Source organism: Clostridioides sp. ZZV14-6150 (assembly GCF_020657875.1).
In the GTDB taxonomy this organism is placed as follows: Bacteria; Bacillota; Clostridia; order Peptostreptococcales; family Peptostreptococcaceae; genus Clostridioides.
Genome location: NZ_JAGWDA010000002.1, coordinates 210,835 through 224,841 on the forward strand (window position 1 = coordinate 210,835; position 14,007 = coordinate 224,841).

Genomic DNA, 14,007 nt, shown 5'->3' on the forward strand with positions numbered 1-14,007 from the left:
TGTTGACTTTGACACCGTGTCGTAGTTTATACTAAAACTGTAAGGAGGAAGTATAATGAGGACAATAACTATAAGCCAAGTATCTAAAAATATGGGTATATCCACTAGAATGCTACGCTATTATGAACAAATTGGATTAATTAAAAGTTTTCGTCGTGAAGGTTATTCTTACAGAGTTTATGATGAAGAAGCAATTTCTAGAATTGAGCAGATTATGCTTTTGCGTAAATTGCGAATTCCTGTACGTCAAATTCAAATAATTCTAGAAAATAAAAATGCAATTACTGCTATTAACATCTTTCGTCAAAACATAAATGAATTGGATGAAGAAATTACGGCTCTTTCTACAATCAAGGATATTCTCTTTTGTTTTATCAAAGAACTAATTAAAGTTACAGAACTACCACTCAAAACTATTATTTCTGAAAATGACACATTGTTATCAGCTATTGAATCACTCAATATTGTTAGTATTAATTTTAAGGAGGAACAAGGTATGAATAAGTTAAATAAAGCAGATGAAAGATTATCAAAACTCAATGATGTACGTATAGTATACCTACCACCAACTACTATTGCTTCCGCTCATTATATTGGTGATGACCCAGAACTTCATGCAAATACAATGCTTGATGAATTCGTGCGTAAAAACAATTTGAATAAAATTAAACCAGATTTAAGACGTTATGGTTTCAATCATCCTAATCCAATAGATGAAACAGGCTATCATGGTTATGAAGCATGGGTGACAATTCCAGATAATATGGAGATTTCGGCACCACTTAAAAGAAAGCAATTTGCAGGAGGGTTATATGGTGCACATATGATTGCTTTTGGCAATTTTGCTGAATGGGATGCACTTCTTGAATGGGTGAATAACAGTGAGAAATATGAATTTGCAGGTGATTTACAAGACCAAGAACATATGTGTGGTCTTTTAGAAGAACATTTAAACTATTTTAGCCATATAGAAAATACAGACCATGAGGTAAAAGATATACAACTTGATTTACTAATACCTATTAAGGAAAAATAAGATAAAATATCAGCATAATAATACTAGTTTGTCAAAAAGATTATATGACTGTGAGATAACAATTATGATAGAGAAAGATTATTTTTGAAAAGAAGAAATATGTCTTTTATTTAACATTCTAACTATTGACAATTAGACAAGATTATAATAAAAAATAGATAAACTATATAGTTTATCTATTTTTTTATTACAACTTTAAGGAATCAATATATTTAAATTTAATAAAATTTATCTAAAGTCTTTCTAAAATTCCAATATGTAAAATATTAAAGTTACATTAATAATATAAGTATTTGTTATGTAATAGTATATGCTATATTAAAACATACTCAATAGTATTATTAAATTAATATATTCGTATTAATACAAATAACTATGTACAAAAATTATATATTAAGTTCTTCTAAGATTTTTATTGCAAATCTTGCATTTGGATATGTAATAGAGCCACCACCAATTACACCTATTTTTATTGCTTCTATAATTTCAGCCTTACTTGCTTCAGAGTCGACACATCCCTCTATATGATAGCAAATGCATTCATCACAACGACTTAAAATAGAAATTGCTAATCCCATCAACTCTTTATTTTTTTTACTTATGGCTCCCTCTGAATAAGTCTTATCATTAAGACTTCCAAATACTTTAAAAAATTCATCTGTTTCACTTAGTTTATTATTATATAATTTTCTATATTCTTTCATTTCTTCAAGATTCATATCTACCTCCTGTGTTTATAAATAATTTTTATAGATTATACTATCACATCATACTTGTATTTTCAATATTAAATATGAATTTTCAATTTATAACACATAGCTTGATTTGCAAATGACCTTAGAATATATAATCAATGATGATTTCTCACTTTGAATATTAATTAATTTTCAGAGCTAAAATAAATACCTTAATAAGTTTTTAATTGTCTGTTTTAGCTCTGAAATATATAATATTTAACTAAGTTTTATAAAAATATATAACTATCCTAATTATTTTTAGCTGAATTTTTATATATAAAATAAGAATAAATAAATGGTATCACTACAATCATAATTATTATGAAAGTATTATAAAAAGGAATATTAATAAATGCATTAATAATTAACAATATTCCACCAATAATCCAAATCCACCCAGCTAAATGATGTGTTTTATTCCAATTTTCTTCATTATTAAGAGTCCATGGTAATTTTATTCCTAATGTATAATTTTGTTTACATTTAGGAATATAGTTTCCAATAAAGAAAATCAATATTCCTGAAAATAATCCTATATAAAAGTTTGTCTCTAAAGTAATTCCTATTGAATACATAATCATCATCACTTGTAAAATAACTGACAGTATAGCAACTCCCCACTTTGAAAAACTTTGAAGTATTTTTGAAAATCCTATTTTCTTTGGTTCATTTTCAAGTCTAAACCATGTATATATATGAATACATAGCATTAATAATGGTACACCAAAAGCTGCTATAACTTTTGGAGCATAATTATCTGGATTTCCATAGTTGTCAAAATGAATTGCAACCTGATCTGGTAATCTATTATAAAAATAAATTGATACAATAAATGGTATAAAACATACTAAAGTTGATAAAACAAATTGTTTATTTATCATTTTTTTCATTATCTTTTTCTCCCTTCTCCATAAATTGTGAAAACCAAAGCATAACTTCTTCAAAAACTGAAGTATTTATTTCGTAGAAAATAAAGTTTTTATACTTGGTTTCAAATATGAGCCCTGCCTTTTTTAATTGTGATAGATGATAAGAGATTGTGGCATTTGTCATATTAAATTTTTCACTAATTTCTCCTGCTGACATCCTGTTACTCTTTAGCATAAGTAAGATTTCTCTTCTTATAGGGTCAGAAAGAGCCTTAAACGTTTCTGGAAAACCCAACAATATCACCTCTCTATTTAGAATTTCATCTAAATACAATATAACATAATTAATTATTCATTTCAATAACTATTTAGATTTTTTTCTAAATAGTTATTGAAATTATTATATAAATTTTTAGAATTAGTTTTAAATAAAGCAATCTCACTCATAGATTACTCTTATTTAAATACTTTACTTTCAAAAAAAATAAAAAGACTTAGAAATAAAACTCTAAGCCCTTTTATTTTACAAACTTTCTTATATTTAAAATATAACGTGCACTATTTATGCAACATATTCATACTTTTCTCTGTATTCTCTTACGGCATCATTCCAAGCTTCTTGTACTGTTACACCTCTTTTATTAGCAATTCTCTGTGCCAGTTCAATTATTTTCATAGCTCTTCTTGATATGTTCATATATATTCCTCCTACAAATTATTATATATTTCATATACATAGATTAAAGTTATATTTTTATACTATATAACTTTTCTATTCTAATATTACAATTTCCATATGTATTATATATGAACTGTATTAGAAGATAATTAGAATTTTTGTAAAATTTGTATATATTCATATTTATACAACATTGACCTAATGAAAATCTTAAAATAACTTGAAATATATATTCTGATATATACTCTAATAAGCATTTAGAAACTGCAAAATACTTGAAGTTTTTAATAGTTAATATCATATAAAAAATCTACAACTAATCTAATTACAGTGGTTGTAGATTTTTATATAATATACAAATAATTATAAAAGATAAAACTATCCAATTAAAACAATGTTTGGTACATTAGCTTTGTGACCATAAATAATGCCATTACTAAAAATATTGGTTTTATCATTTTTGAACCATTTTTTATTGCAACTTTAGCACCTACATAAGCCCCTATTATCATTACTAATGCAAACAACACAGCAATTTTATAATATACTTGACCATTTATCATAAATAATAATAATGAAGTTACATTGCTTGTCAAGTTTAATATTTTTGTATTTGCTGAAGCATGCAAGAAATCATATCCATATATTTTTATAAATCCAAAAGCTAAAAATGTTCCTGTTCCTGGCCCAAAAAAACCATCATAGAAACCCATTATAAATGCCATAAGCATTCCTAATCTCAAATTTTTCTTATTAATACCTTCAAATCTGTCTTCTTGACCTAAATTTTTAGAAACAAAAGTATAAATTGCCACTATTAAAATCATCAATACAACTAAAACATTTAGTATATTTTCATTTATTGATAATACACATTTTACTCCTAAAATACTGCCTATAATAGTAAATGGAACTAATTTTTTTAAGAGTTCATTATTAGTTTTGCCAGATTTTGCATACCTATAAGCACTACTTATACAACCTGCTGATGCTGCAAATTTGTTTGTACCAATAGCAAGATGTATTGGTACTCCAATAGCCATAAGAACAGGCATACTGATAAGTCCACCTCCACCTGCTATAGAATCTACAAAAGCAGCTATAAAGCCCCCTATACATAAAAAAATAATTACAAACATAAAATTCCTCCATACATTCTATTTCAATCTCCTTTACAATATATACTTCATACAATTCTTTCTTAATTTTTATTGTCCAATATATTTTTTCTATATTCATTTGGAGTGCTATTATTAAATTTTTTAAATATTTGTGAAAAATAACTGCTATTATTAAATCCTACTTTCTTACAAATATCAGCTATACTCATATTCCCATTTTTTAAATATTTTTTAGATTCTTCTATTCTAAGAATATTTATATACTCAGTTATTGAAATTTTATTCTTTTCATTGAAAATAGAACTTAAATAATTTGGACTTATAAAAAACATCTCAGATATACTATTTAAATTTATATTTTCTTTATAATATTTTTGTATATATTCGTTTATCTTTTCAATTAAATTTACTTTATCTTTTCTCCAAAATTCTCTATTTATATCAATACATTCTTTAGAAAATTCAAGTAATATATTCCATAAGTCTTTATCACTACTTACAAGTGATATTTTTTTAGTATATTTATTTTTTACGTAATAGATAAGATTTAAATCTTCTAAATCTCTAAGTACTGTTCTAGATAATACAAGTATCACCTCTTGAATAATACTTTTAATATTATTATGTATTTTCTTATTTATCTCTATTAATTTACAAATGCCTTCTAAATTCATATTTTTAATTTCTTTCTCAAGAAAAAATTCTAATTCATAAGGATACTCTACACAGTTAGTATTAAGTATACTAATTCCTACAGGACTTATAATGCACTTTTCTTCTAATAGCTTATAATTAGCCCTTTTAAGTGCATCTTCAAGTTTTATATTTTCCTTTCTACTCTTTAATATTTCCTCATCTTTTATACTAAGTTGGTTTTCAAAGAATCTTCTTTTTGCTATTTCCTGAATAAAATCAGTTACCATTAGTAAATTTTCTTTTAATACATATAATCTACTTTTAGGATTTAATGGGATTTCACTGTAAATTTTATTTATATATTTTATATCTATATTTGAGTTATTTGATAATATCGATAACTTTTTATCTATATCAATAGATTTATATATTATAAAATTTCCACATTCTATATATCCAATTATATTTTCTTCTAATACTATAGGTATCTCTAGGCTAGAAACATCATAATCACAATTATATATTTTAGTAAAATTATCGTTATTTATATTTTTATTAAGTTTTCTATTACATGTTCTTATGTTTTTGCAAATATTGCAAAACTTAACTTCTCCATTAGTTTCAAATATTTTTTCGTGTTTTGAATCATAAATAGATATTTTTAGCTTCAGTATATTAGATATTTGATTTGCAATATTTTCAATTATATTTATATTAATTAACTCTTGTATATTATTCTCAGAAAACATGATTGGTAATTGTTTTAAGCTTGAAAATTTATAGGGAACATAGGCGATTAATATTATCAAATCATTTTTACCAGTATTTATAATTTCATGTTCTGAATATGGTGGGCAATAGATTATTGATGATTTCTTTATATTAATCTTTCTACCATCAATTATTTGTATTCCTTCTCCTTGAATCACGTATAAAAGTTGTTCTTCACTTAAATGAAAATGTTTTTCTTGACAATTTCCTGGAAAAAATTTTACAACTCCAGCACTAAGTCTATTAGATTGTGTTTTTGATGGCTCATGTATCCATGTAACTTCTCCCCAATTAAATTTTTGCACTTCATATTTACTCGACTCACTAAAATACTCCATAAGCTCACCTCTTAGTTTTTGTCTAAATATTTTTTTATTCTTTCAAACGTCTCATTGCTTATAACATGCTCTATTCTACATGCATCTTTTTCAGCTATATTGAATGAAACTCCCAATGTATTTATTAGAAATCTAGTAATTAAAATATGTTTTTCATAAATTTCTTCTGCTTTTTTTCTACCATTTTCAGTTAAAATAATTTCACCATCAAACTTCATTACAATGAGACCACTTTCCTTTAAAATCCCTACAGCTCTACTTACACTTGCTTTACTATAATTTAGTTCTTTTGCTATATCAATAGACTTTACAATTCCATTTTTCTTCTCCAAAATAAATATTGTCTCTAAATAATTTTCTCTTGATTCATACATTTCTACTTCCCCCAAGCAATAACAATTCAATTCTAATATTTTTATCATACCAATTAAAAAAGTATAACTGTATGTTTTAACATCATAATCTAGATTGTTCATATATATAATAAAAAATACTCACTTTTATACTCATAAATATTTTTACCACTTACATTAATATATCTTATCATAATTTTCTTTTTTATTACATAGAGAAACCTCAGACAAAATAAAAACCAGTTTAGACTTTGATACATAGTGTAAGAAAAGCATTAAAAGCAAGACTTTACATACATAAACAGACAACAAAGTTATAAAAAGAACACAAAAAATTATTTCTTAACTACCTTTTTTTCATTTAGATAGGCTACTTTTTCATCTATTTGCTCCATACAATGTTCCAACACATGTATTTTATTTTGAATATTCTGTTTATGTTGTTCAAATAGACAAATTCTTTTATCTATTGTATCATCTCCCATATCACAGAAATGAAAGCATTCATATATATCCTTTATAGATAAGCCTGCCTTTTTAAGTTCTATAATAAAGACTAGGCGTTCTATATCCTCTTCTAAAAAATAACGAACACCACTTGGTTTTCTATTGATAGGAAGTAGCAAGCCTTTTTCTTCATAAAAACGGATTGCTGATGGAGAAATTCCGGTTATTTTTGATACCTCAGTCATGGAATATTGCATGTTCTTTACCTCCATAAAATTTTAAATGAATAATAACATTATAAAAATTCCTTTCATAATAGTCAATCAGTAGTCAATAAAAAAGTATTGACTTCAAGTTAGGTTGAAGTTGTATAGTTTGAAGTGTAAAAATCAACTGGTAAAAGAAAGGATGATATAAATGGAAAAATATGCAACTATGATTAAAGAAAATTTAAATGCAGGAAAAGTACTTTGTGGAATTGCAGTTTCACTGTCTGATTCAGCTGTAAGTGAATTAGTAGGGCTATCTGGATATGATTTTGTCTGGATTGAGGGAGAACATGGAGCCTTAGACCGTAAAGACATTCAGCAACATATGATAGCGGCACATGCTGGCGGTGCTGCTTCTTTAGTTAGATTAGGAAATAGTGACCCTGCTCTTGTTAGAGCCATAATGGATATGGGAACAGATATCATAGGATTTCCATTTATTAATACAGTACAAGACGCACAAAAAGCAGTATCAGTTTGTACCTACCCACCAAAAGGTATAAGAGGATGTAATCCTCAACGTGCTTCTTATTATGGGCGTATGAATTATTTAGACTATATTAAAAACGCAGATAAAGAAACATTGAAAATGATGTTAATTGAGCAAAAATCAGGCTATGACAATCTTGAAGATATAGTTCAGGTTGATGGTGTTGATATTATAGCACTAGGTCCTGGCGACCTATCTTTAGATCTTGGCTTTGCTGGAGATATGGATAGACCAGAAATAAAAAATATGATTACTCATGCTGCTGAGATATGTAAAAAATATAAAATGCCTTTTATCGTCTTTCCAACAATAGAAAAGACAAGCGTTGAAACATGGGTCAATATTGGTGCAAATATGCTTTGCTTTGCACAAGATACAACCTTTATCACTTCTGCTATCAATCAATTATGGTCTTTTTATGATGAAGTTGTACCAGTTGAAAAACATCATTAAATAATTGTATTTCTTGTACAATAAACATACTGCCAGATAACAAATAAAAAATTATTATCCGGCAGTACTGAATATATCTTGAAGTCAAAACATTAACTATTTTCTCTTTTATAGAATATTCATCACATATGTCATACTATTAATATTTTTTAGCTTTATGTATACTAATATTATCATTAGTTTTTAAAAATTAGCTTTTTATAGCATACAAATTTATTCAGCCAACATTTTACCTAATTCAATACAATTAGCCTCTGCCTCTCCATCTGGATCTTCCATTGCTGTGATTCCTTCACCACCTATAATCGTAGCACCAGCATTTTGCATACGTTCTTCCCAATCTCTCATCCATTCACAATTTCCCCAACCATATGAACCAAATAATCCAATTTGTTTACCTGATACCATTGATTCTAATTCTGATACAAATGGTTCCATATAACCTTCTTCTAATTGCTCTGCTCCCATAGATGGGCAACCTAGTGCAAATTTATTTTCTCCTTTTAAATCGCTTGGTTTCAATAAACTTACATCTAAAACCTCTGGTGTTTTACCTTTTGACTTTACACCTTCTGCTACAAAATTTGCCATTTTTTCAGTATTTCCTGTTCCACTCCAATAAACAATATATATTTTACTCATTTTTACCTCCTATGATATTTTTAATTAATATATTAGTTAGCTATAGCTAACTAATATTTAAAAAATAAAAGATTTCTTTATTTGAAATCTCTTTATTTTTTCTAAATATATAATATCATGAGTAGTTTTAAAAATCAATATTTATCGATAATATTTCTCATTAAATAATTTTTATCATTTATCTATTAAATACATAGTCTTTATTTTTCATTAGCAAACAAATACTATCTTTTAGTATTACCCTTGTATTTATAAAGATTTAAATATAGGTAACCATTTCCTTGTTCTGTTCTAGGCAAACCAAGTGCCCTTGTACACTTTATTAACTGTGCATACAACTCAGCTTCATCAAAATTTCGTTCAAATTCTTCTCTTGCCCACTCTTTAATCAATGCCATTGAACCTGTTACATAGGGTGCACTCATACTAGTACCACTCATAATAGCAAGCTTATTATCCATATAAGTTGATAAAATATTTCTTCCTGGTGCAACTAAATCTATTGTACTATTTGAATTGCTAAATTTCTCAACTAAATAGTTTTCATTTATTGCACCTACTTCTATTACTTCAGGATAACTTGCTGGGTAACTATATTCACTTGTACTAGAATCCCCATCTCCATTATTACCAGCTGCACACACTACAGGAATATTATTTTTTACTGCTTGTAAAACAGCATTTTTTAGATTTTTATCATCTTTATTCCCTCCTAGAGACATAGATATAATATCCACCTTGCTACTTACAGCAAAGTTGATAGCATTAATTATACTCTGATACGTCCCAATACCATCTTTATTTAATGCTTTTGCTATTAATAATTTACAATCTGGTGCTACTCCCATAACTTCATTATTATAATTAGATGCTGCTATAATACCTGCTACATGTGTTCCATGTCCATTAAAATCCTCATATATATTTTTATTTCCATTACTATCATCACTGAAATTTGCCCCTCCGATGACTTTCCCTTTTAATAGAGGATGAGATGTATCACAACCTGTATCTATTATACCAACTACAACATTTTTACCAGTGTAGCCCTCTTCCCACATTCCTTTAGCATTCATTTGTTTTATACCATATGGAAATTTATTCTTTGTTCCTCTTAGATTTTCATTTATCTCATATGGAATTAACTTCATTTTTTTATTCATAATGTATCCCCCTAAAAATTTTATTGCATATAAAAAATTATAAACAAGTTAAAATGATAAACTATAAATTAATAATTTAATTTATAGTTACATGATTATACTCATCTATTTATATTTATGATATGTTTTTTATTTTTAGGAGTCATATTTTATTGTCTACAAAATAAAATTTATGTGCTATATCAAAATAAAGATTTGCTTACATATGCAGATTTACTTTCATAGAGAATTTACTTTTTTATAAGATACAAAATATTTTATACGTTTGAAACAATAAAATAGGATATCTTATTTATGGTAAAAACATTTTAAGATATCCTGTTAGTATTTAATATTCTCTACTTTTTTAATATATTTACTATTTCAAAACTGCCCCTGTATTTGCTGATGTAACCAGTTTAGCATATCTACTTAAATATCCATGCTTTATTTTTGGTTCCAAAGGCTTAAATTTTGATTTTCTCTTTTCCATTTCTACATCACTTACTTTTAATTCTAATTTTTTATCTGGTATATTTATAGAAATTATATCTCCTTCTTCAACTATTCCTATTAAACCACCTTCCATAGCTTCTGGAGAAATATGTCCTATAGATGCCCCTCTGGTAGCTCCTGAAAAACGACCATCAGTAAGAAGTGCTACATGCTTATCAAGTCCCATTCCCGCAACTGCTGAGGTAGGAGATAACATTTCTTTCATTCCTGGCCCTCCTTTTGGACCTTCATATCTTATAACTATAACATCACCTTTATTTATTTTTTTGCCAAATATAGCACTAACAGCTTCTTCTTCCGAATTAAAAACTCTTGCTGGACCTTCATGAACCAACATTTCCTCTGCTACTGCTGATTTTTTTACAACTGCTCCATTTGTAGCAAGATTACCTCTTAAAATTGTTAGGCCTCCTTGACTGCTATACGGATTTTCTAATGTATGTATTACTTCTTCGTTCTTTATCTCACAATTTTTTATGTTTTCTCCTATAGTCTTGCCTGTTACTGTTTTACAATCTAAATTTATTCCTTTTATCTTTGAAAGTTCATTCATTATAGCTGGTATTCCGCCTGCCATATGTAAATCTTCGATATGATGCTTACCACTTGGACTTAATTTTGTTAAACAAGGAGTTTTTTCACTTATTTCATCAAATAAATCTAAATTAAGTTCTATTCCTGCTTCATAGGCTATTGCAGGTAAATGAAGCACTGTATTTGTAGAACCAGCCATTGCCATATCTACAGTTATTGCATTTTTAAAAGCATCTATTGTCAAAATAGCTCTAGGCTTTATATCATTCTTAAGAAGTTCCATGACATACATACCTGCATATTTTGCTATTCTTTTTCTTTCTCCTGAATGTGAAGCAGCAGTGCCATTATATGGAATCCCCATACCTAGTGCCTCTGTTAAACAATTCATACTATTAGCTGTAAAAAGCCCAGAACATGAACCACAACCAGGACAAGAATTCATTGCCAACACTTCTAGTTCCTCTTCACTCATTGTTCCATCCTTACAAGCTCCAACACCTTCCATTGCAGAGTTAAAGTCATATACTTTTCCATTTGCTTTTCCTGGAAGCATAGGACCTCCACTTACAACAACACTTGGTATATTAAGTCTTGCAGCAGCCATTAACATTCCTGGCACTATTTTATCACAATTAGGTATAAGTACTAAAGCGTCAAAACCATGTGCCATCGCCATTGCCTCTATAGAATCGGCTATTAATTCTCTTGAAGCAAGTGAATAATTCATTCCAACATGCCCCATAGCTATACCATCACAAACTCCTATAGCTGGAAATTCTAATGGTAATCCACCACTCATTCTCACTCCATTTTTTGCTGCTTCTGCTATTTCATCAAGATGAAGATGACCAGGAATCACTTCATTTTGTGCATTTACTATACCTATTAGTGGTCTTTCAATTTCTTCTCTAGTAAGACCCATTCCATACATTAATGCTCTCTTTGGAGCTCCTTCTATTCCTTTTTTTATATCACTTCTCATGGTATTACCTCTTTCTTATATTTTTAAAATTTTCATAATATTATTATAATATATTTTTATATCAATTAATTACAAAAAATCCAAAAAATATTAAAAGATATTAATATAAAATTATTACGATTTTATATTAATATCTTACACAAATAAATTAAATGCTTATTCTCTCTTGGATATACTAGTTGGAGAAATCTTTTTTGCCAATATTAAAGATGCTATTATTAATAAAAGCAACAACACTATAGAAATTATAAAAGAAGGATTAGTAACATCAATAGCTTTATCTCCTATATTTAAGAACACTAATGTTCCTGGTAAAATACCAATAAATGTTGCAAGTATATAACTACTAAACTTTATGTTAGTAAGTCCTGCTCCATAGTTTATAAGATTATATGGAGTAATTGGTATCAATCTTAATACAAATATAATAAAAAATCCTCTCTTCTCATCTGCCTCCATAAAAAGTTCCCATAAAGATGGTGATAATTTATTTTTTAAAAACTTAGTTATGGTATCTTTAGCTAATACCTTTGCCATCATAAACATAATTGCACTATTAATACCTGCACCTATTATAGTATAAAGTGTTCCTTTCCACAATCCAAATGCTAATCCTCCAGCCAATGCTAAGACTGGAACTGGAAAAAAAGTAATTGGTAAGATTGAGAAAATCAATATATATACAAAGGGTGCATAGTTTCCATATGATTGCACATATTGACGTATCTGCTCTGCTGTAATATCTCTAAAAAATGTATAATAAATGAGTATAAAAATAACAATGATAAGTGCTGTAACAATTCCTTTCAAATTCTTTTTTATAATAAGTATCATCCTTTCTATATGTATTTATTGTATATCGCTATTATTTATTTTCTTTTTCAAGTTTTAATAAATAACCCTTTATTTTTATTCCATCTAAATAACTTCTTCACCACTTCTTATAATATTATCTCTTTGTCAGATTTTCAAGTTTCGATAATATTATTATAATACATTTTTTTATTAACTAATTACAAAAAATCTAAGAAATATCAACAAATTGCACAATTAAGCTAAATAAAAAAACATTCCGTTAAGAGAATGTTTTTAGGAATATCTATTATCAGTGGAGTAATAATTTCTTGATGTAATGCCAATACAGACAATATATCTTTTGCAACAGACCAATTGTAATCTTGTATCCATTCTAAAAGCCTAGGGCAAATAGGTTTTATCTCTTCATCAGATAATAATTTTAATTTTTCAATATTACAGTTATCAAACTTATCTTTTGGAAGTAGTTCTTCGACATTTTTCATAATCTATTTCTCCAATCCAACACACAATAGTTTTCTTATCTCCCCTAATTAAATAGACAAAAATCGTTTATGTTTAGATTCTAATATCTACATGTATAAATGTCAAACAAATTATAACTTAATATACTTGTATATAAGTACTGATATTAATCTAAGCACCACTTTGCCTTTTGCTAGATATACAGTTTATAGTAGTATGACCATGATTCTTTCTAGATTTTAAAGAATTAAAATCTTCTTAAACATATCCATTTTATTATATTATAAAAATGACCTATTTTTATATACAATAAATTTTCAAAATAATAAATGTTATTTTAAGTTAATCAAATATAATATTTGAAACTTTATCCCAGTTAATCTCTCTCGAATTATATTCAGGGTGTGATAATTTCACTACATGAGTTGAATTATTATAATTATAATAAATTGTAGTAGTACCATCAATTTGATTCTTCTTGTATCCTTGATAGCTAGCACCATTTGGCACTTTTTTTTCAATAAGACTATATGCATATGAAGAATCAAGCATTCTTACTTTATTTGGAAATATTAACATAAAAAAAGTTATAAGAGCAAAAATACATATACATGTAATACTATACCATTTAATCCATTTCATACAATTCCTCCTATTTTACCAATATATACTATTATTATTTCCATATATTTATAATATTTATACATA

General features: G+C 27.1%; 17 protein-coding genes and 1 pseudogene. 3 read left to right on the top strand and 15 right to left on the bottom strand.

Features of this window, described 5'->3' with window-relative positions:
- Window positions 1-55: 55 nt before the first annotated feature.
- Window positions 56-259 (top strand): annotated as a pseudogene (locus KGF41_RS03445) (MerR family transcriptional regulator); the annotation flags it as partial.
- A gap of 44 nt (window positions 260-303) precedes the next feature.
- Here the strand turns inward: KGF41_RS03445 and KGF41_RS03450 are convergent.
- Window positions 304-462, bottom strand: coding sequence for a hypothetical protein (locus KGF41_RS03450; protein ID WP_227842014.1), 159 nt, complete (start codon window positions 460-462; stop codon window positions 304-306).
- 34 nt (window positions 463-496) lie between these two features.
- Between KGF41_RS03450 and KGF41_RS03455 the strand changes: the two genes are divergently transcribed.
- Window positions 497-1,036 (top strand): GyrI-like domain-containing protein, encoded by a 540-nt coding sequence (locus tag KGF41_RS03455; RefSeq protein WP_227842007.1) that lies wholly within the window; start codon window positions 497-499, stop codon window positions 1,034-1,036.
- 386 nt (window positions 1,037-1,422) lie between these two features.
- Here the strand turns inward: KGF41_RS03455 and KGF41_RS03460 are convergent, their stop codons facing one another.
- The 8 genes from KGF41_RS03460 to KGF41_RS03490 all read right to left on the bottom strand — a co-directional run bounded on the left by KGF41_RS03460 (window position 1,423) and on the right by KGF41_RS03490 (window position 7,244).
- Entirely contained in the window at window positions 1,423-1,755 is a 333-nt protein-coding gene (locus KGF41_RS03460; protein ID WP_227827980.1) for a carboxymuconolactone decarboxylase family protein, read from the bottom strand.
- A gap of 266 nt (window positions 1,756-2,021) precedes the next feature.
- Window positions 2,022-2,663 (bottom strand): SdpI family protein, encoded by a 642-nt coding sequence (locus KGF41_RS03465; RefSeq protein WP_227827979.1) that lies wholly within the window; start codon window positions 2,661-2,663, stop codon window positions 2,022-2,024.
- The gene (locus KGF41_RS03470; protein ID WP_227827978.1) at window positions 2,644-2,937 is read right to left on the bottom strand and encodes an autorepressor SdpR family transcription factor; all 294 of its coding nucleotides are present in this window, start codon (window positions 2,935-2,937) and stop codon (window positions 2,644-2,646) included. The genes KGF41_RS03465 and KGF41_RS03470 overlap by 20 nt, the downstream gene beginning before the upstream one ends.
- Window positions 2,938-3,204: 267 nt before the next feature.
- Complete coding sequence (locus tag KGF41_RS20830; RefSeq protein WP_255287792.1) at window positions 3,205-3,339, bottom strand: hypothetical protein; 135 nt, start codon at window positions 3,337-3,339, stop codon at window positions 3,205-3,207.
- A 368-nt stretch (window positions 3,340-3,707) separates the two neighbouring features.
- The gene (locus KGF41_RS03475) at window positions 3,708-4,460 is read right to left on the bottom strand and encodes a sulfite exporter TauE/SafE family protein (RefSeq protein ID WP_227827977.1); all 753 of its coding nucleotides are present in this window, start codon (window positions 4,458-4,460) and stop codon (window positions 3,708-3,710) included.
- 62 nt (window positions 4,461-4,522) lie between these two features.
- Window positions 4,523-6,187, bottom strand: a complete 1,665-nt coding sequence (locus tag KGF41_RS03480) for a helix-turn-helix domain-containing protein (protein ID WP_227841624.1) — start codon at window positions 6,185-6,187, stop codon at window positions 4,523-4,525.
- A gap of 11 nt (window positions 6,188-6,198) precedes the next feature.
- The gene (locus KGF41_RS03485; protein WP_227841623.1) at window positions 6,199-6,561 is read right to left on the bottom strand and encodes a metal-dependent transcriptional regulator; all 363 of its coding nucleotides are present in this window, start codon (window positions 6,559-6,561) and stop codon (window positions 6,199-6,201) included.
- A gap of 314 nt (window positions 6,562-6,875) precedes the next feature.
- Window positions 6,876-7,244 carry a MerR family transcriptional regulator gene (locus KGF41_RS03490; protein WP_227856361.1) on the bottom strand — a complete coding sequence of 123 codons (369 nt, stop codon included), beginning with the start codon at window positions 7,242-7,244 and terminating at the stop codon, window positions 6,876-6,878.
- Window positions 7,245-7,404: 160 nt separating this feature from the next.
- Here KGF41_RS03490 and KGF41_RS03495 point away from each other — a divergent pair, with 160 nt between their 5' ends.
- The gene (locus tag KGF41_RS03495) at window positions 7,405-8,199 is read left to right on the top strand and encodes an HpcH/HpaI aldolase family protein (protein ID WP_227840964.1); all 795 of its coding nucleotides are present in this window, start codon (window positions 7,405-7,407) and stop codon (window positions 8,197-8,199) included.
- A gap of 213 nt (window positions 8,200-8,412) precedes the next feature.
- Here KGF41_RS03495 and KGF41_RS03500 read toward each other — a convergent pair whose 3' ends face one another.
- From KGF41_RS03500 to KGF41_RS03525, 6 genes are all read right to left on the bottom strand, one after another.
- Window positions 8,413-8,841 (bottom strand): flavodoxin, encoded by a 429-nt coding sequence (locus KGF41_RS03500; protein ID WP_227827972.1) that lies wholly within the window; start codon window positions 8,839-8,841, stop codon window positions 8,413-8,415.
- A gap of 224 nt (window positions 8,842-9,065) precedes the next feature.
- The gene (locus KGF41_RS03505) at window positions 9,066-10,004 is read right to left on the bottom strand and encodes a S8 family peptidase (protein ID WP_227827971.1); all 939 of its coding nucleotides are present in this window, start codon (window positions 10,002-10,004) and stop codon (window positions 9,066-9,068) included.
- 358 nt (window positions 10,005-10,362) lie between these two features.
- Window positions 10,363-12,018, bottom strand: coding sequence for a dihydroxy-acid dehydratase (ilvD, locus tag KGF41_RS03510; protein WP_227827970.1), 1,656 nt, complete (start codon window positions 12,016-12,018; stop codon window positions 10,363-10,365).
- A 156-nt stretch (window positions 12,019-12,174) separates the two neighbouring features.
- Window positions 12,175-12,852: a TVP38/TMEM64 family protein gene (locus tag KGF41_RS03515; RefSeq protein WP_227850330.1), complete on the bottom strand. Its 678-nt coding sequence runs from the start codon at window positions 12,850-12,852 to the stop codon at window positions 12,175-12,177.
- A 221-nt stretch (window positions 12,853-13,073) separates the two neighbouring features.
- Entirely contained in the window at window positions 13,074-13,319 is a 246-nt protein-coding gene (locus KGF41_RS03520) for a DUF5071 domain-containing protein (RefSeq protein WP_227827968.1), read from the bottom strand.
- 322 nt (window positions 13,320-13,641) lie between these two features.
- Complete coding sequence (locus KGF41_RS03525; RefSeq protein WP_227827967.1) at window positions 13,642-13,941, bottom strand: hypothetical protein; 300 nt, start codon at window positions 13,939-13,941, stop codon at window positions 13,642-13,644.
- Between the last annotated feature and the right edge of the window lie 66 nt (window positions 13,942-14,007).

Excerpts from the sequence above, each read along its gene's own strand:
- KGF41_RS03455 (WP_227842007.1), top strand. The coding sequence starts at position 497 with ATGAATAAGTTAAATAAAGCAGATGAAAGATTATCAAAACTCAATGAT.
- KGF41_RS03460 (WP_227827980.1), bottom strand. The coding sequence starts at position 1,755 with ATGAATCTTGAAGAAATGAAAGAATATAGAAAATTATATAATAATAAA.
- KGF41_RS03465 (WP_227827979.1), bottom strand. The coding sequence starts at position 2,663 with ATGAAAAAAATGATAAATAAACAATTTGTTTTATCAACTTTAGTATGT.
- KGF41_RS20830 (WP_255287792.1), bottom strand. The coding sequence starts at position 3,339 with ATGAACATATCAAGAAGAGCTATGAAAATAATTGAACTGGCACAGAGA.
- KGF41_RS03475 (WP_227827977.1), bottom strand. The coding sequence starts at position 4,460 with ATGTTTGTAATTATTTTTTTATGTATAGGGGGCTTTATAGCTGCTTTT.
- KGF41_RS03480 (WP_227841624.1), bottom strand. The coding sequence starts at position 6,187 with ATGGAGTATTTTAGTGAGTCGAGTAAATATGAAGTGCAAAAATTTAAT.
- KGF41_RS03485 (WP_227841623.1), bottom strand. The coding sequence starts at position 6,561 with ATGTATGAATCAAGAGAAAATTATTTAGAGACAATATTTATTTTGGAG.
- KGF41_RS03490 (WP_227856361.1), bottom strand. The coding sequence starts at position 7,244 with ATGCAATATTCCATGACTGAGGTATCAAAAATAACCGGAATTTCTCCA.
- KGF41_RS03495 (WP_227840964.1), top strand. The coding sequence starts at position 7,405 with ATGGAAAAATATGCAACTATGATTAAAGAAAATTTAAATGCAGGAAAA.
- KGF41_RS03500 (WP_227827972.1), bottom strand. The coding sequence starts at position 8,841 with ATGAGTAAAATATATATTGTTTATTGGAGTGGAACAGGAAATACTGAA.
- KGF41_RS03505 (WP_227827971.1), bottom strand. The coding sequence starts at position 10,004 with ATGAATAAAAAAATGAAGTTAATTCCATATGAGATAAATGAAAATCTA.
- ilvD (WP_227827970.1), bottom strand. The coding sequence starts at position 12,018 with ATGAGAAGTGATATAAAAAAAGGAATAGAAGGAGCTCCAAAGAGAGCA.
- KGF41_RS03515 (WP_227850330.1), bottom strand. The coding sequence starts at position 12,852 with ATGATACTTATTATAAAAAAGAATTTGAAAGGAATTGTTACAGCACTT.
- KGF41_RS03520 (WP_227827968.1), bottom strand. The coding sequence starts at position 13,319 with ATGAAAAATGTCGAAGAACTACTTCCAAAAGATAAGTTTGATAACTGT.
- KGF41_RS03525 (WP_227827967.1), bottom strand. The coding sequence starts at position 13,941 with ATGAAATGGATTAAATGGTATAGTATTACATGTATATGTATTTTTGCT.